Source organism: Endozoicomonas arenosclerae, assembly GCF_001562015.1.
In the GTDB taxonomy this organism is placed as follows: domain Bacteria; phylum Pseudomonadota; class Gammaproteobacteria; order Pseudomonadales; family Endozoicomonadaceae; genus Endozoicomonas_A; species Endozoicomonas_A arenosclerae.
Genome location: NZ_LASA01000086.1, coordinates 28,207 through 44,812 on the forward strand (window position 1 = coordinate 28,207; position 16,606 = coordinate 44,812).

A 16,606-nucleotide genomic window follows, 5' to 3' on the forward strand; every position below is an offset into this window, starting at 1 on the left:
TGCCTCCTCCTTAATAGGTTCTTGCTTTCGGTGGGAAAGCTTCCATGGTCTTGGGTGCAAAGTTAACCTGACGCTTGCCAACTCGCTTATCCACTGGGAAGTACAAGGAGTGAGCCAGCCAGTTCTCATCGTCACGCTCGGTAAAGTCATTACGGGCGTGAGCACCACGGGATTCCTTACGCTCTTCGGCAGAAACCGCAGTGGCGTAAGCAACTTCGTAAAGGTTTTCAAGCTCAAGTGCTTCAATACGCGCGGTATTGAATGCCTGACTCTTGTCTTCCAGGTGAGTGTTATTCAGTCGCTCACCCAGCTCATCCAGCTTCTTGAGACCTTCCTGCATGCTGTCGCCTTCACGGAATACACCGAAGTACAGCTGCATGGTGTTCTGGAGATCCTTGCGGACATCCGCAACTTTCTCACCGGTACTGGACTGGTTCAGTCGATCCAGACGGGACATGGCGGCTTCAATATCACTGTCAGAAGCATCAACACCGTCAAAACCTTCTCTCAGGTTTTTCTCGATCTGGATACCCGCTGCACGGCCAAATACCACCAGATCCAGCAGAGAGTTACCACCCAGACGGTTAGCGCCGTGTACGGATACACAAGCAGCTTCACCACAGGCGTAAAGACCTTCAACGACTTTATCGTTACCTTCGGAGTCCGGGAACAGGGCCTGACCACCGACATTGGTCGGGATACCACCCATCATATAGTGACAGGTTGGAACTACCGGTACGGGTACCTTAACCGGATCGGCGTGTGCGAAGGTCTTGGACAGTTCACAGATACCCGGCAGACGAAGGTTCAGGGTTTCTTCACCCAGGTGATCCAGCTTCAGCAGTACGTGGTCCTTGTCAGGTCCACAGCCACGGCCTTCCAGAATTTCCAGAATCATGGAACGGGCAACTACGTCACGACCGGCCAGGTCTTTAGCGTTAGGCGCATAACGCTCCATGAAGCGCTCACCTTCACTGTTGATCAGGTAACCACCTTCACCACGACAGCCTTCAGTAACCAGAACACCCGCACCGTGAATACCGGTTGGGTGGAACTGCCACATTTCCATGTCCTGCATTGGGAAACCGGCACGCAGCGCCATACCAATACCGTCACCGGTGTTGATCAGGGCGTTGGTTGTGGAAGCGTAGATACGCCCAGCACCGCCAGTAGCCATTACAGTAGCTTTGGATTTGATATAAACGGTTTCGCCCGTTTCCATGCAAATCGCGATAACACCAGCCACCTGACCGTTCTGATTTTTCACCAGATCGACGGCGTACCATTCATTCAGGAATGTAGTACCGCCTTTAAGGTTGGCTTGATAAAGAGTGTGCAGCAGTGCGTGACCGGTACGGTCGGCTGCAGCACAGGTACGGGCAGCCTGGCCACCCTTACCGAATTCTTTGGACTGACCACCGAATGGACGCTGGTAGATACGACCTTCTTCTGTACGAGAGAAAGGCAGACCCATGTGCTCGAGCTCAAATACAGCCTGGGGACCTACAGAGCACATGTATTCAATCGCGTCCTGGTCACCGATGTAGTCCGACCCTTTTACGGTATCGAACATGTGCCAGCGCCAGTCATCATTCGGATCAGAACTTGCAATGGCGCAAGTGATACCGCCCTGGGCTGATACAGTGTGTGAACGTGTAGGAAACACTTTGGTCACACAAGCAGTCTTGATGCCCGCCTGTGTCAGTTGCAGAGCAGCGCGCATGCCTGCACCACCGCCGCCGATTACGATAGCGTCGTAAGTCAGTGTGCGAAGAGCCGCCATAGATCAATTCCCCCAGAGAATTTGAATGCCCCAGACGATGTAACTGAAGACTGCTACAAAACAGATCAGCTGGAAGGGGAAACGAATCAGAACAGACTTGCTTCCGAATGCACGGGCATTCAGGTAGTCAGTAGCAATAGTCCACATACCTACCCAGGCATGGGCAGCAATGGACAGGATGGCGAGCAGGGTAAACACCTTCACCCAGGTCTGATCAAACAGACCGCTCCACTGCTGAAAATCCAGTCCCGGATTGATCAGCACATAGCCGACCATGAACACTGTATAAACGGCCAGAATAATCGCAGACAGCCTCTGCAGCATCCAGTCGTAGAGTCCACTTCGGGACAAGTTGGTAATATTGGTTACCATACCCACACCCCCGCGAGCACAATCAGTACAGCTGATACAATAATGGTGATAATGGCACCGGTCTTACCGGACTCCTTACCTTCACCAATACCCACATCCATCAACAGGTGCTTAACGCCCGCAACGAAGTGGTAGATCAGACCAGAAAGCAGAACCCAGACAATAAATTTGACGAGGCCACCCGACATGAGTGCTTTCAGTTCCGCAAAGGACTGCTCTGAAGACAGTGACAGGTCCAGTGCATACAGCAGGAAACCCACCCCGACAAACAGCAAAATGCCCGAAATCCTGTGCAGGATCGAGGTATAGGCTGGCAGAGGTAGTTTTATAGTGGTTATGTCTAGATTGACAGGTCTTTTGCTATTCACGTTTTTTGTCCCAACGCCCGAGGCGTGCACAGCTGAATCAGCAACATTATCCAGAGGTTATGACCTACTCGGGATCATGCCCTCTCAAACCAGGTTCGCCTGAACAGACAACCCTGATTGCAGGTTAAGAAACCGCGTTAATTGTTGTTAACGTTCTTTTCTCACCCCCCTCATGAAGCCCTCCACGACTTCGGGGGCGAAGTATATACAGTTCGGTTTTTAATTACAATTGATTAACCCACTAAGCAAATTTACTATAGGCTCTTGAATTTATTGCGCACAATTCATCAAAAGTTATCAGTCAAGGTTAAGAGTAAAGCCTGTAAGGGAAAACACTTGACGATTGAGTTTAGCTCAAGGCTGTTTTCATCGGTACACACGTTTGACAAACAAATTTCTGGCCCTATAGTGGTCGAACCGTGAAAGGGGCCCAACCATAAAAAGCTTATTCTGCCAGCGCCATGATTTACCATGAAAATGCCATTATCGAAACTTTACAGGCTTTCATGGTTCGGAGTGAAAGGCATTTCCACTCATGGCTGAATGGGCCCGAGACGACGATAACGACAGAATAAACGGCAAGACAGGAGCCTATGATGGCTGAAAAGAAAGCAACCCTCTCGATTGACGGCAAACAGCTGGAACTCCCTGTACACAAGGGCTCTATCGGCCCCGATGTTGTTGATGTTCGAAGCCTGACCGCCAACGGTCTGTTCACATACGACCCTGGTTTTGTATCCACTGCTTCCTGCGAATCCAAAATCACCTACATAGATGGTGAGAAAGGCGTTCTCCTGCATCGTGGTTACCCGATCGAGCAGCTTGCTGAGCACTCTGACTACCTGGAAACCTGCTATCTGCTGATTTACGGCGAACTTCCTAATAAGGAAGAAAAGAAGCACTTCGAAGACACCATCATGCGTCACACCATGATTCATGAACAAATGGTCGATCTTTTTTCCGGTTTCCGTCGCGATGCTCACCCAATGGCCGTGATGTGCGGCGTAGTAGGTGCTCTCTCTGCCTTCTACCATGACTCACTGGACATCACCAACGAACGTCACCGTGAAATCTGTGCTTATCGCCTGATTTCCAAAATGCCAACTCTGGCAGCCATGACTTACAAGTACTCCATAGGTCAACCATTCGTTTACCCACGTAACGATCTGGGCTATGGCGGCAACTTCCTGCACATGATGTTTGCTACTCCATGTGAAGAGTATGAAGTGAACCCTGTGCTGGCCCGTGCCATGGACCGCATCTTCCTGCTGCACGCTGACCATGAGCAAAATGCTTCTACATCTACAGTACGTCTGGCTGGCTCCAGTGGCGCTAACCCATTCGCCTGTATCGCAGCAGGTATCGCAGCACTGTGGGGACCGGCTCACGGCGGTGCCAATGAAGCTGTACTGGTTATGCTGAACGAAATCGGTGATGAGAAAAACATCGATGAGTTCATCGACCGCGCCAAGGACAAGAACGATCCGTTCCGTCTGATGGGCTTTGGTCACCGTGTCTACAAAAACTTTGACCCACGCGCCAAAGTAATGAAGCAGACCTGTGACGAAGTTCTGAAAGAGCTGGGCCTGGAAGACGATCCACTGTTCAAAATTGCCAAGCGTCTGGAAAAGATTGCTCTGGAAGACGAATACTTCGTACAGAAGAAACTGTACCCGAACGTAGACTTCTACTCCGGCATCATTCTGAAAGCTCTGGGCATTCCAACAGAAATGTTCACTGTAATCTTCGCAACCGGCCGTACTCCAGGCTGGATTGCTCACTGGCACGAAATGATCAGTGGTGAATACCGCATCGGTCGTCCACGTCAGCTGTACACAGGTGAAACCTCCAGAGACTTCATCCCGGTTTCTGATCGTTAATACCGCTTTTGCTGGAAGTCGGAGCAGTCACCGGCTTCCAGCTTTTCAACTCTCCCCGTCCTGACTCTTTCTATCCAACCTTTTCAACCTGAAACAGGCACCATCAGTGTCATTCTCGCCGCCTCCAGATCGTGAAAAAGTGCATCCGGGTTATGAATAATTTCCAGGGCATCATCGTTTTCATCAATATCCAGACCAGTTTCCAGAATATAGTCGTACATCCTATCCCAGCTCGCGACATAGGCGGCTTCGCTGCCCAACTTGAGATCACAAACCAAATAGCACCCTGATACCGTTACATAGTTGGTTTGCTCTTCATGCTCACTGATAAAACCCGCCCTGGCGACCTGATCAGAATAGCTTTCATTCAACTGAGAAACCTGAGTCACTATCCATAAGGGCTGATCTTTTTTCGACCCTGTCATTTCATTGAATTTTTCCACGGAGTCTGTCCATGGATAGGCAATTTCACTCACCTGAAGCGCGGTGGAGGGCCTTTCTTCCAGCCTGAAACGTATATTTTTAGCCGCTTCCTGCTCCAGACAACCTGCCTCTCCTTTAATGGGATGCCCCAGTTTCAGTATCAAATTTTCAAGATACTCAGGATCTTCATGCCAGATACCTCCCCTTATCTCCTTCGCCGTAACCCCTACCTCCCTGCGCAATGACTTTGCCAAAGCCTGGGATGATGAAAAGCCACACTTATGAGCAATATCAGTGACTGAGAGAGTGGGCCATTCCGTCAGCAGTTCAAAAGCTGTCTGCAAGCGTAAACGACGAAGGTATTGACCCGGTGTTTCATGAAAAACAAGGTGGAACATCCGATGCAAATGATAAGGAGAGACAGCACAGTGCTCAGAGATCTCTTCCAGGGAAGGGGAAGGAACACTGGCAAGGGATTCATATAAAAAGGTCACAGCTTTTTCTAACCGCTTGCGCCACAAGGGCGCAAGAGATGACATCAGAATTTCTTCAGGTACCAGGTTGTCTAATGTTTCCATGACTGCTTTCCAATTCCTCCGGAGCCGGGCTCCGTTTGTAGCGCCCGAACGCTAATAATACAGGAATCAGAATCAGTGTAATGGGTGTCGCAAACAACTCACCAAAAACCAGTGAAACGGCTGCAGGTTTGAGGTACATGGCCTGCTCAGACGTTTCACTCAACAGAGGCAGTAAACCAAAGACAGTAGTCACTGTTGTCAGAAAGATAGCTCGCAAACGACTTCGTGCAGCTTCAACCAGTGCCTTACCCACCTCCATTCCTTCTTTATATAGCTGGTTAAAGCGGGTCATCAGAACCAGTGAATCGTTGATCACCACCCCGGTCATTGCCATCATGCCAAACAGGGACAGCAAACTGACGGGCAGGCCCATCAACCCATGACCAAAAATGGCTCCGGCAAATCCAAAGGGAATAACCGCCATGATAATCAATGGCTGCCAGTAGGACTTCAATGGAACAGCCAGCAACACATAGATCATGAGCAACGTCAGGAGCATCGCTTTACGGAAGCCACTCTGGACTTCTGTCATTTCTTCGAATTCACCCACCGCTCGAATCCCCACTCCGGGGTATCTCTTCTCCAGTACGGGTACAATTGAAGTACTCAATACTTCCCAGGTCTCTTCTGGCGAATTGACCGCTCGATCCTGTCGCCAATAGACGAGCACGACCTCTTCCCTGTTTCTTCTATAGATCGCTTCGGGCTCACGTGTCATGGAAATATCGGCCACTTCGCCCAGGCTGACATAATGACTGTCGCCCAAATGAACCCGAGTTTCTTTTAATTGATCCAGAGTTCTTCTCTGTGACTTGGCAAAACGAATCAGTACTTTGGTTTCTTCACCCTGCTCCAACAGCCGATAAACTTCCAATCCGCCAAAAGCGCCACCGGCCAAAACAGCCAACTGTCTTTTAGTCAGGCCCAGCTGACGACCCCGTTCATTGAGCTGCAACTGAAGTAAGCGCTGACCTCCCTTGCCATTATCATAAGCATCATGAACCCCTGGCAGGCTTTTCAGACTGTCTTTTAACTCTTGAGCAACCTGTATTGCCAGCTTCCTGTCCGGAGCTGTAACCGCTATTGAGGTTCCACCTGCAAGGGATTCTGCTGAGGAAAAATTAACGGCATAGCTGCCTTCCAGCAAACCTGTCCGTTCCTTCCAGTCATTTAACAATGTATTGCCCGGGACTTTTTTCAGCGCTTCACTGGACAGTTCTGCGGTTACTTCAATGCCGGAAGGGCCTTCAATAGACAACAAATGACGAGTAATGGGTCTACTTTCCAAACCATAGCTTTTCTGAATATCCTCATTCGCCTGCTCAAGAGCATCGTCCAGTTTTTCAGCATTTTTTTGTGTCAGAGCCAGAGGAGCATCCTGATCCATCGTGACATTAGCCGTCAGATATCGACCGGGGATTTCCGGAAAAAACACACTTCGGATTGAGCCCTTAATCACCAGGCCATAGGCGAGCATCACAATTGAAACAAACAAAACAAGGGTCGAAACCTTGTACTTCAAGGCCCCTTTAACAACAGGTAAATAAGCTTTTCGGGTGAAATTATCAAGACTCTGCAAGCACTTACTTCTGATTCGCTCCAGCACAGATTTCAGGAAGTTCTTTTTTTCTGCCCCCTTGCTAAAACTGAGGTGGGAGGGAAGTATGAACTTACTTTCAATCAGGGAGAAAAGCAGCGCCAGTATTACTACCACCGAAAAACCTGCCAGCATTCGAGCCAGTTCGTTTTCAATCCACAACATCGGGGAAAAGGCGGCGATGGTCGTAAGCACACCATAGGTTGTGGCTACTGCTACTTTCTCCACACCTTCCTGTGCTGCTGCTTTTGGATCGGCTATCCGTCCACGGGCTTCATGAATACTTTCCCCCACGACCACAGCGTCATCCACCAGAATACCCAGCACCAGGATCATTCCGAACAGGGTTATATCATTGATGCTGTAGTCGAGCCCTGGCAATCCCATCAGGGACAATGCACCCGCTAATGAAACCGGAATGCCAACCGCCACCCAGAAGGCCAGCCTCAGCTCCAGAAAAATCCCGAGAATAATTAAAACAATTAACAGCCCCTGCCAGGCGTTGGTGCTGAGAAGATTCACCTGGTCTTTTATATAAGGTGTCATATCAGCCATTACATCCAGCTGAACGGCAGCAGGCATCACAGGCCTTAAGCTCTCAAGCACTTCAGCCACCGCTTTTGACAGGTTGAAAAGGTTATCCTTTTTGCTGGTTGAAACCATTAGCGCGACGGCAGGCTCTCCCTGAAATCGGGTAATCTCATCAGTCTCTTCATAGTCCCTGCGAATATTGGCCACCTGGGCAAGCCGAATGGACGTGTTCTCACTGTTGATCACTGGAAGGTTTCGAAGTTCTGTCAGATTGTCCGCATACCCATCACCTCTCAGCAGCAGCATTCCCTGTGCCGTATCCAGCTGTCCACTTCGGTATTCCAGAGACCAGTCACTGACCAGAGTAGCCAGTTGTTCACTACTGATGCCAAAGCGCTGCAATTGTTCAGGGATGGGCTCAATGACCAGTTCAGGCGCCCTCTTCCCCAGATTCGTCACTTGGGAAATCGCCGGATGTTTTTTCAACGCCTGCTCAACCCGGTTCGCTGACTGCTGGAGCACATCATCTGACACCTCACCCGCGATCAGAACGAACGCTGCCAGGTTAGTAAACTCATTCCTGTATACTTGGGGTTGCTCAGCCTTTTCAGGAAAACCGACAATACTGTTCACCTGATTTCTGACGTCTTCCATCAGACGATCAAGGCTGACTCCGGTACTCTTCCGGATAGTAACTGTGGCAATGCCTCTTTGTGAGGTGCTGGATATACGACTGATACCCGGCACAGAACTGACCGCATCTTCAATTCTCTGGGTAATGCTTTCATCAATCTGTTTTGCTGTTCCTCCCGGATAAACCACTGAAACCTGAAGCTCGGTGGCGTCCATCTGGGGAAAGCTTTCTACCCTCAGCGTACCCAGAGATAAAAGACCACCAGCCAGAATCACAATCATCAGGAGGTTGGCGGCAACCGGATTATCCAGAAACCAGCGGGTCAACCATTTCATTGCTGTACCTCACTGCCTTCCATCCACTCAGGTTGTACCCGCTGCCCCTCAAGCATTGAACTTAGAGGATAAATGATGAGTTTTACGGACTCATCAGAGTCTGCATTTTCAGGTAAACGCACCCAGGCCCGACTCTCATCTTCATACAATTGCTGAACCTGTTTTCGCTCAAGTTCATTGCTGCCATTCAGCATCCAGATATAACCATCTTCTGTTAGAGCCGAAGCTGGTATATCAAGCACGGACTCCATTTCCTGACCCTGAAAACTCACCGTCACCTGCTGGTCAGGCAATAGCTGCTTCTCTCCGCTGTAGGGCTGTGAAACAGACAGCACAAGACTTCTCTGACGGGTTCTCTGATCCCTGACTGGACTGAGATAACGAACAGCGGCCTGCCAGCTCACCCCGCTGTCAGTGAAAACCTGCGCCTGACGTCCAGGCTTTAAGTCCCCCAAACGACTCCAGAGTTTTGTGGAAAGCTCTACCCGAATATCCACTGACTGGCTGGAAGCAAGCTGAAACAAAACTTCTCCCGCCTGGACCCACTGACCCGGTGTCGCTTTTTTCTCAAGAATCACGGCAGAAAACGGCGCAGAAATACGAGTATCAGCCAACTGTTGTCTGGCGTTTTCCAAAGCACTGCCTGCAGCCTTCAGGGACAATTCCGCAGCCGCAACCTGAAGATCACGGCGCGCATAAGGTGTTTTCAGTTGACCACTGGTTTTTCTGGCCACCGTCTGTTCGTGCTTTTCTCTGGCCAGCTCCAGTCTTGCTGTAGCTTCCCTGCTGGCCGCTGCGTCCAACTCAGCCTGATAGGTAACCGGAAGCAACTGAGCAAGCAACTGACCCTGTTCAAGCAGAACACCCGGCTCAAGACCTTCCGGTAAGTTTTCCATACGACCAGAAACTGCAGCGGTCACTGCTGTTGGCCAATAGGGCTCAGTAATGCCTTGGGTCTTTACAGTCAGCGTTTGCTTGCCTGGTGTTATCTGGACGACAGAAACAGGGAGCAATGCTAAGGAATCTTCTTCATAGTCTGATGGCTCATTACTTCCAAGGAACAACCAGCCAGTAATTATCACCAGAAATATGAGTGATAAAACAGGAAACAGCTTTTTACTTTTAACGTTACTTTCAGACGTTGTCATACATCACCCCAACTGACAGGTCATCTTCTTTTTGGTTCGAATTCAGGCGATCAGAGATCTCCTTCAAACGAGTGAGGCTCTGCAGAGCCAGTGGCAACATAAATACCGCCTGTACGAATTCCCAGGAGTAACTGACTATTGAAAAAATACTGCCAGCCGTGACATCCATGACCTGAGTAGCGATCCAGAGGTTAAAAATGATTGCGGCTACAGCCACCAGAAATATCAGGCCATAGACGACAGCATCTGTATCAGACAAAGATATTTCGTGCTTATTTAATAGCCGAAGATGCCTGAGTAAGCTGGTTTTTCTGCCGGACTGAAGCAGACTCACCTGTTTTTCAGACTGACCATTAAGCAGACTGTTCAGACGGTAGATTTTTCCGTGAAACAGGGTATAAATCAGAAAAACAGCCACACTCATACTGAACACAGAAAGTGCCAGCCATTGGTGAAAGCTCGCAAGAACGATAAGGGCTATAACAATCTGGACACAGGCCGTGATCAGTTCCGGAATCTGTTCTTCCAGAAAGTCCACCAGCTCCCTGGCCATATTCAGCCTGGCATTGATGATGGAGACAAGCTGCTCTATATGACTGTCTCGAACATCCAGCCCCATACCCACACGCATCTTTCCGTAGGCACGGGTATCATAAATACGACGCATGACCATCAATAAGGTCAGTACAACCAGAACACCTGCCAGAACAAACAGTGTATTGACGCCTCCCGCAAGAAGATCATCGATGGCTCGACCTGTCATCAAGGGAATCAGAGCCAACAAGATGTTCTCAATAAGAACCAGCCCCCAGGTAATGGCAATGGGCTTGCGGTATTGCCTCAATAGACTCATCAAACCGAAAGAACGAACCAATGTCATCAACTCCATTTAATTAAATAAACAGAGCTAACTTAACGCCTTCAATGAAGGAAAACGTGTCCGCAATTGCTAACTATCAGAGCCTGTCTAATCTTAAATATCGCGGTTTTTTTGATGGGTTACAGTTACTGTTTAGCATCTGCAGAAGCCAGACACACGGCCTGACTTCTGCAGAGCTCAGGATCTATTGGTTCTTCAGCAGTTTATGAGCCTTCCATTTCATCACTGCCTGGCAGACACTGGCCGTTTGTTTGCCCTTGAAGACATTAGCTAACAGCTTGTCCTCCTGACATCCCGACTCTAGCGTCTTAAACCCTTCCATCACTTGTTCCTGAACATAGTTGGAACCTGACTCCAGCAGGCACATGGAATCATGGCATTCATCCATGGTCAGGTTAAACTCCCTGTCCGCAAACGGGACACAGTTCTCGAAACGGATCCGCTGTCCGATATCGGCGGCAGTCGACATACAGATTTTATAAACAGACATAGAACCTCCTGGGAAGCAGCGGGACAGAAAAACTGAAGTCCATTGACGACCATGCCAGTTTACTGAAAGCATGATTGAGTTATAACTCCAATACTTCTTTCCCCCTGATGACAGAACAGAGCTCTTCAGACAGTGAGCCCTGTTCAGCGTGACATTGCAGTTCGGGAATAAACAAAGTAGAAATACAGGTGAACAGATCGGGCAAAAGTTCGGATAACAACAGCCAGTCCATTCTGGGTTTCATCACAGCATAGGTAGAAGCTTCATAGATACAGACTTTATGATCGGGACCGTAAAGCTTAACCAGCCTTTTTTTCAAGAGATCAAAAGCTTCCTGATTCACTCTGTCATGGGAATAGGTCAGATCACCAATCACGGCAGGCTGCCAGATCACCAGCGGCCTGAAAACAGAAAAGTCGACTGACTCGAGCAGTAGATCCGTCGCCTCAACGGATTGCCAGCCATTATCTCCAGGATCAACCAGTAGATCTGCCATTAAACAGGAATCTGCCGCAACGGCAGGTAACATTCTTGCCGAAAAACCTTCCGAGCGAGCCTTATGAATAGCTAGCCTGGTCGGATAGGCATGATTTCCGGGATGGCCGTAACTGGCCAGAACTGTATTTTTTTTCTTCCTGACACTGGCCAGCACTTCCTCGCACATAGTCTGATACGAATGAAGTCGAGCCTCTCCCTCTTTATAGTGGTGGTAGAGTGTTCTTGCGTGGGGATAGGTTTCCAGCAACCAGCGCTCAGTCAGGCTGTCCGACACCAGATAGAAGATATCTTCAGCCCACTCCAGTGCTGAAAGCGCTTCTACCGTCATGTGGGCATACCCGAGAATACCGGTACCAATGACAATCAGTTCACCCTCTGACTCCAGATTTTCAACACTCACGTTATATCCCTTTGCCGATGCCAGAAGGCTCTGGACTTGTAAATAAGAAGTACAAAAGATATAGATAGTGCCCCTTAAAAAGTAAATTCAATTTTACTTATCAGGTTATCAATGGTTCCTCTAGCCCGGAAACTTCGTAAAGTGTCGAGCTTCTCGCTCTGCTATTTTTGGTTGGAAAGCGAGCAACTAGCGACGAAAGCAAAGAATATAATTTCTCACGAAATGAATAGGTGACTCACACTGCTGCAAGTCATAGAGACCATTGAGCAACCTATGCAACAGCGGCAGGGAAAACCCTGACTTCAGAATGCTCTCGGAGCTCTCCCTGATCCCCAGAAATAACAACAGTTTCTCTTCTGCTGTTTTCAGCACCTGCTGATTGACAGTTTCCAGCTCAGAATTGAAACCATGGGTCTGAAAGTATCCCATCAATCGATCTTTCAAACCTTCGGGCTGCCCAATGATACGAATGACACCTCTGCAGACCGATTCCCATAACGCCACGGCCTGAACCTCTGAATGCTGGGCACTCCCTTGAATAGCAACACCAGGGGAAGCAGGCTCATTATCCTCAATAATGATGACACCGCCTGGAGCCAGACAGGCGGCCAGATCCTCCAGAAAGGTAACCAGATTCTCCTGATAGACAACGACCCAACGAAGATAGATCAGATGGAACTGGTGATTTTCCCGGGCCAGGTGATGGACCGATACACAACGAAAGTCCAGGTTTTCACAAACAGGCAGTGACTGGGCAATATCGATCTGCTTATGACTTCGGTCTATACCCAGAACCTGACAATGGCTCCATCGGCAAGCCATCTCTTTTGACATCCAGCCAATGCCACAACCGGCCACCAATACGCTAAAAGGAGCATTTTCCTGTTCAGGGCTTTGGATAAAACGGCTGATAACCGACAAACTGGTGGGATTGTACAACCTGTTCAGCACATCAAGACGATGCATACCACCCGTGCCCGTCTTAAGAGGGTAATCAATCAGCATGCTCTGCCAGCTCCACAAAACAATCTGACTGAATCATAGCTGCCTATTAAATTCTGTGAGCCAAACTATCTTTACTTTCAGCTCACCTAGAAACTACCGATAGTACTAGGAGCCTGACATCTGACAGGCTCCTGGCAGTGAAAGAGAAGACTCGGGATACCAGACGGACATCATGATTGAGTTATTTCTAACCCCTGAGCCCTGGATTGCCCTGGCAACACTCACCATTCTTGAGATCATACTGGGCATCGACAACATTATTTTCATCACGATTGTGGTGGACAAACTGCCCGAGCATCAGCGCAACAGTGCGCGCAGACTGGGCCTGTTGCTGGCCATGTTCACACGTATCGCCCTGCTGCTTTCCATCACATGGATCATGAGTCTCACCGTCCCCCTGTTCCACCTGCTGGATCATGCAATCTCAGGCCGGGACCTGATTCTTTTGGGGGGAGGCCTGTTCCTGCTGGCTAAATCCACTCACGAAATCCACGATTCCATTGAACCCGGAGAGGAAGAAGGGCCTCATCTGAAGCCCAGGGGGTATGTCATTACCCTGATTCAGATTGCTCTGATCGATATTGTTTTCTCTCTGGATTCTGTCATCACCGCTGTGGGACTGGCAGAACACCTCTGGGTCATGGTGACCGCCATTGTCATTTCTGTCGGCATTATGATGTTTGCTGCAGCCCCTATAGGGGAGTTTGTCAGCAACCACCCCACCTTTAAAATGCTGGCCCTGTCCTTTCTGATTCTGGTCGGTGTATCGCTGATGGGTGAGGGACTGGACTTTCATATCCCGAAAGGCTACATCTATTTTGCCATGGCCTTTTCCCTTGCCGTGGAGATGCTCAATACTCGCCTTCGATCCAGGCAAAGTGAGCAAAACAAATAGCTATTGCTCTCTAAGTGAATCATGGAGCTGTTATGTCCTGCCCAATTCTCTTTGATATGGATGGAGTCATTGCCGACTCCTGGAAGCCCTTTTTTAAATTCTGGTCAGAGGTTCTGGCTGAACTGGGCGCGGAACAGCTGGCCACAAAAGAGCAGCTTCTGGCACTTTTTGAAGGCAATTTCTTTGAAGAGTTGAGCAAGTTAGTTCCCGGTAACTGGATGCAGCCAAATTTCTTGAGCAATGCCCGTCTGGCTCATTTACAGTTCATGAGTCAGTGTCCTCCCATTCCTGAGGTCAACAAGGGGTTAGACCACCTTGCCGAAAACTATCCGCTCTACCTTGTCACCTCCAACTTCACTGAGGCAGCTGAGTATTTCCTGAAAAACCAGAATATTGACTGCTTCCGGGCAGTTCTGGGTATGGAGCACAGTTTCAGCAAAATAGAAAAAATCCGCAGTGTTATGAAACAGCATCCGGAACAGCCCTGCTACTTCATCAGCGATACCTCCGGAGACCTGCACGAAGCCAGGGAAGCCGGTGCCATACCGGTAGCTGCAGCCTGGGGGTGGCACAGCCGGGACACCCTTGAGAAAGCAAAACCTGCATTCATACTTGACACTCCGTCTGAGCTGCTAGAATTCAGCACTCACATGTAAAGCGCCATAGGTAATCATGAGATTTTACCGGTTCAGATTTCTCTTAGCTGGCCGCCACTTTTTGTTAAGCGTGGCCTTTTTGCTCACGGCCTGTGCCAGTGATACCAGCACACAAGAGAAAACCAGCTCGTCCTGTACTGAGCAATGGTGCCAGGAACACGAAGAAAAAACGGCTGCAGAAATAGACAATGCCCGAAACGATGAGCATCGCCGTAACAAGATGATCAAGGATAATAAGCACGCCATACCCGGCACGTATTATCCCGTTCACCAGGAACAGACCTCAAGACACCCGGGCAAGCCACAGGGCATCAACTACTGATCACTGGGAAAATGAATGAACAGCTTTAAAGCAGAGTTGATTCAGCTCAGGTCTCACCTCCTGACAGGCACCAGCTATATGATTCCCTTTGTCGTAGCAGGGGGTGTGCTGCTGTCACTGTCGGTCATGCTTCATGGCAAGGGTGAACCACCCGAGCATGGCTTTCTGAAAGACATGTGGGACATGGGAGTGGCGGGGTTTACCCTGTTCATCCCGGTTCTGGGTGGCTACATTGCCTGGTCCATAGCCAGTCGTCCCGGGCTGGCACCGGGCATGATTGGCGCCTGGCTGGCAGCACAATGTGGAGCCGGATTTCTGGGGGCGATGATTGTAGGATTCCTGGCCGGCTACATCGTCAATATGCTCAAAAAGATCCCGCTCTCAGCCACCATGAAACCCGTGGGATCCATCTTCATTTACCCTCTGGTTGGCACTTTTCTCACCTCTGCTCTGGTAATCTGGGTCATTGGTCAACCCATCGCCAGTATGATGAACCATCTCAATGAGTGGCTGCACAGTATGCAGGGACTCTCCAAGGTATCCCTGGGAGCCATTTTGGGTGGCATGACAGCATTCGATATGGGCGGCCCTATCAACAAGGTTGCCACACTGTTCGCCCAAACCCAGGTTAAGGACCATCCCTATCTTATGGGTGGCGTTGGTGTGGCGATCTGCACCCCACCATTAGGCATGTGGCTGGCTACACTGCTCTCGCCAAAAAAATATTCCGCTGAAGAACGTCAGGCTGGTAAGGCTGCTCTGGCTATGGGGCTCATAGGTATTTCAGAAGGCGCCATTCCCTTTGCCGTTGCCGATCCGGTCAGAGTCATTCCCGCTATTGTTCTGGGCGGCATTACCGGTAATGTAATTGGCTTTATGGCCGGAGTGATCAATCATGCCCCCTGGGGAGGCTGGATCGTGCTGCCCGTGGTAGAAGGCCGTCTCTGGTATGTGCTGGCCACAGTTGCCGGAGCGCTGGTAACAGCCATTGCCGTCAACCTGATGAAACCCGGAAAAACATCAGAAGAACAGAATAAGGCCTGATAACAAAAAGAAAATCTGCCTGTCGTCGATAATTACTGTTACCCTGCACCGATAAGCCTGACGGTCGAATAGAGTTTATGAACAACCATCACTCACTGGTAGAAATCACAGCTCAAAGACATGATGTTATTCTCGACATCGCCTACGCCACAGAGAATAACTTCACAGGGAAACCGGTCTATCAAAAGCCTCTGTGCCTGATGCATGAAGAAGCTGCTCAACGACTGCAAAGAGCGATTGAGGTGCTGCAGCCGCTGGGATTGAAATTAAAAATCTGGGATGCCTTCCGCCCGCAGGAAGCCCAGCAGGCGCTTTATGATGCGGCTCCCGACCCCGAATATGTTTCTCACCCGCAAACCGGTGTTCGCCCCCATTGCCGTGGAATTGCCATTGACCTGACCCTGGTCGACCAATACGGCAATGAGTTAGAAATGGGAACCGACTTTGATGATTTTCGACCTCTGGCTCACCATGGCAATGACCAGGTTTCTGATCAGGCACAGAAGAATCGACTGATGCTGTCCGGTGTTATGAATGTTGCCGGCTTCAACCCCATCCAGAGTGAATGGTGGCACTACCAGTTACCCGATGCCGACCAGTATCCGGTACTCAAAGAAAGTGAGCTTGGCTCAGGTATTCTTTAAAGATCCGTCTCGGAACAATTTCCCAATTTACACAGATGCCGTTCACCCTGAGCTTGTCGAAGGGTCGTGGTATTGGACTTCGACAGGCTCAGCCCGAACGGGTTTTGAGAGGGTTCAACAAGG

Annotated in this window: 16 protein-coding genes; 6 read left to right on the plus strand and 10 right to left on the minus strand. The window is 49.6% G+C overall.

What is annotated here, in order from left to right; translation table 11 throughout:
• Positions 1-10 precede the first annotated feature (10 nt).
• The 3 genes from sdhA to sdhC are packed head-to-tail and all read right to left on the minus strand — an operon-like array spanning position 11 to position 2,523.
• Positions 11-1,783, minus strand: a complete 1,773-nt coding sequence (sdhA, locus tag WG89_RS13035; RefSeq protein ID WP_062266757.1) for a succinate dehydrogenase flavoprotein subunit — start codon at positions 1,781-1,783, stop codon at positions 11-13.
• Positions 1,784-1,786: 3 nt separating this feature from the next.
• Complete coding sequence (sdhD, locus tag WG89_RS13040; RefSeq protein ID WP_062266759.1) at positions 1,787-2,155, minus strand: succinate dehydrogenase, hydrophobic membrane anchor protein; 369 nt, start codon at positions 2,153-2,155, stop codon at positions 1,787-1,789.
• The gene (gene sdhC / locus WG89_RS13045; protein WP_062266893.1) at positions 2,149-2,523 is read right to left on the minus strand and encodes a succinate dehydrogenase, cytochrome b556 subunit; all 375 of its coding nucleotides are present in this window, start codon (positions 2,521-2,523) and stop codon (positions 2,149-2,151) included. Before sdhC ends, sdhD begins: the two co-directional genes overlap by 7 nt.
• A gap of 596 nt (positions 2,524-3,119) precedes the next feature.
• Between sdhC and gltA the strand changes: the two genes are divergently transcribed.
• Positions 3,120-4,403, plus strand: a complete 1,284-nt coding sequence (gltA, locus tag WG89_RS13050) for a citrate synthase (protein WP_062266761.1) — start codon at positions 3,120-3,122, stop codon at positions 4,401-4,403.
• 83 nt (positions 4,404-4,486) lie between these two features.
• Here gltA and WG89_RS13055 read toward each other — a convergent pair whose 3' ends face one another.
• The 7 genes from WG89_RS13055 to WG89_RS13085 all read right to left on the minus strand — a co-directional run bounded on the left by WG89_RS13055 (position 4,487) and on the right by WG89_RS13085 (position 12,922).
• The gene (locus tag WG89_RS13055; protein ID WP_062266762.1) at positions 4,487-5,404 is read right to left on the minus strand and encodes a helix-turn-helix transcriptional regulator; all 918 of its coding nucleotides are present in this window, start codon (positions 5,402-5,404) and stop codon (positions 4,487-4,489) included.
• Positions 5,376-8,501: an efflux RND transporter permease subunit gene (locus tag WG89_RS13060; RefSeq protein ID WP_062266764.1), complete on the minus strand. Its 3,126-nt coding sequence runs from the start codon at positions 8,499-8,501 to the stop codon at positions 5,376-5,378. Before WG89_RS13060 ends, WG89_RS13055 begins: the two co-directional genes overlap by 29 nt.
• Positions 8,498-9,649 carry an efflux RND transporter periplasmic adaptor subunit gene (locus tag WG89_RS13065; RefSeq protein WP_062266766.1) on the minus strand — a complete coding sequence of 384 codons (1,152 nt, stop codon included), beginning with the start codon at positions 9,647-9,649 and terminating at the stop codon, positions 8,498-8,500. Before WG89_RS13065 ends, WG89_RS13060 begins: the two co-directional genes overlap by 4 nt.
• Positions 9,636-10,529 carry an ABC transporter six-transmembrane domain-containing protein gene (locus tag WG89_RS13070; RefSeq protein WP_245662916.1) on the minus strand — a complete coding sequence of 298 codons (894 nt, stop codon included), beginning with the start codon at positions 10,527-10,529 and terminating at the stop codon, positions 9,636-9,638. Before WG89_RS13070 ends, WG89_RS13065 begins: the two co-directional genes overlap by 14 nt.
• A 184-nt stretch (positions 10,530-10,713) precedes the next feature.
• Positions 10,714-11,019, minus strand: a complete 306-nt coding sequence (locus WG89_RS13075; RefSeq protein WP_062266768.1) for a hypothetical protein — start codon at positions 11,017-11,019, stop codon at positions 10,714-10,716.
• Positions 11,020-11,098: 79 nt separating this feature from the next.
• Positions 11,099-11,917 carry an SAM-dependent methyltransferase gene (locus WG89_RS13080; RefSeq protein ID WP_062266770.1) on the minus strand — a complete coding sequence of 273 codons (819 nt, stop codon included), beginning with the start codon at positions 11,915-11,917 and terminating at the stop codon, positions 11,099-11,101.
• Positions 11,918-12,103: 186 nt separating this feature from the next.
• Positions 12,104-12,922 carry a class I SAM-dependent methyltransferase gene (locus WG89_RS13085; protein WP_062266772.1) on the minus strand — a complete coding sequence of 273 codons (819 nt, stop codon included), beginning with the start codon at positions 12,920-12,922 and terminating at the stop codon, positions 12,104-12,106.
• Positions 12,923-13,094: 172 nt separating this feature from the next.
• Between WG89_RS13085 and WG89_RS13090 the strand changes: the two genes are divergently transcribed.
• The 5 genes from WG89_RS13090 (at position 13,095) to ddpX (ending at position 16,483) form a co-directional block, all read left to right on the plus strand.
• A complete protein-coding gene (locus WG89_RS13090; RefSeq protein ID WP_062266774.1) occupies positions 13,095-13,817 on the plus strand; it encodes a TerC family protein in 723 nt (240 codons plus the stop codon).
• A 32-nt stretch (positions 13,818-13,849) separates the two neighbouring features.
• Positions 13,850-14,473, plus strand: a complete 624-nt coding sequence (locus WG89_RS13095) for an HAD family hydrolase (protein WP_062266776.1) — start codon at positions 13,850-13,852, stop codon at positions 14,471-14,473.
• Between the two features lie 61 nt (positions 14,474-14,534).
• Entirely contained in the window at positions 14,535-14,795 is a 261-nt protein-coding gene (locus tag WG89_RS13100) for a hypothetical protein (RefSeq protein ID WP_172806809.1), read from the plus strand.
• 15 nt (positions 14,796-14,810) lie between these two features.
• On the plus strand, positions 14,811-15,839 hold the full coding sequence (locus WG89_RS13105) for a PTS fructose transporter subunit EIIC (RefSeq protein WP_062266779.1): 1,029 nt from the start codon (positions 14,811-14,813) through the stop codon (positions 15,837-15,839).
• 77 nt (positions 15,840-15,916) lie between these two features.
• Entirely contained in the window at positions 15,917-16,483 is a 567-nt protein-coding gene (gene ddpX / locus WG89_RS13110) for a D-alanyl-D-alanine dipeptidase (protein WP_062266781.1), read from the plus strand.
• Positions 16,484-16,606: the final 123 nt, after the last annotated feature.

What these genes read in the sequence shown, in the direction of transcription:
- WG89_RS13055 (WP_062266762.1), bottom strand. Translation starts at nt 5,404, where the DNA reads ATGGAAACATTAGACAACCTGGTACCTGAAGAAATTCTGATGTCATCT.
- gltA (WP_062266761.1), top strand. Translation starts at nt 3,120, where the DNA reads ATGGCTGAAAAGAAAGCAACCCTCTCGATTGACGGCAAACAGCTGGAA.
- WG89_RS13090 (WP_062266774.1), top strand. Translation starts at nt 13,095, where the DNA reads ATGATTGAGTTATTTCTAACCCCTGAGCCCTGGATTGCCCTGGCAACA.
- WG89_RS13105 (WP_062266779.1), top strand. Translation starts at nt 14,811, where the DNA reads ATGAACAGCTTTAAAGCAGAGTTGATTCAGCTCAGGTCTCACCTCCTG.
- WG89_RS13075 (WP_062266768.1), bottom strand. Translation starts at nt 11,019, where the DNA reads ATGTCTGTTTATAAAATCTGTATGTCGACTGCCGCCGATATCGGACAG.
- sdhA (WP_062266757.1), bottom strand. Translation starts at nt 1,783, where the DNA reads ATGGCGGCTCTTCGCACACTGACTTACGACGCTATCGTAATCGGCGGC.
- WG89_RS13060 (WP_062266764.1), bottom strand. Translation starts at nt 8,501, where the DNA reads ATGAAATGGTTGACCCGCTGGTTTCTGGATAATCCGGTTGCCGCCAAC.
- WG89_RS13085 (WP_062266772.1), bottom strand. Translation starts at nt 12,922, where the DNA reads ATGCTGATTGATTACCCTCTTAAGACGGGCACGGGTGGTATGCATCGT.
- WG89_RS13095 (WP_062266776.1), top strand. Translation starts at nt 13,850, where the DNA reads ATGTCCTGCCCAATTCTCTTTGATATGGATGGAGTCATTGCCGACTCC.
- WG89_RS13070 (WP_245662916.1), bottom strand. Translation starts at nt 10,529, where the DNA reads ATGACATTGGTTCGTTCTTTCGGTTTGATGAGTCTATTGAGGCAATAC.
- ddpX (WP_062266781.1), top strand. Translation starts at nt 15,917, where the DNA reads ATGAACAACCATCACTCACTGGTAGAAATCACAGCTCAAAGACATGAT.
- WG89_RS13065 (WP_062266766.1), bottom strand. Translation starts at nt 9,649, where the DNA reads ATGACAACGTCTGAAAGTAACGTTAAAAGTAAAAAGCTGTTTCCTGTT.
- sdhD (WP_062266759.1), bottom strand. Translation starts at nt 2,155, where the DNA reads ATGGTAACCAATATTACCAACTTGTCCCGAAGTGGACTCTACGACTGG.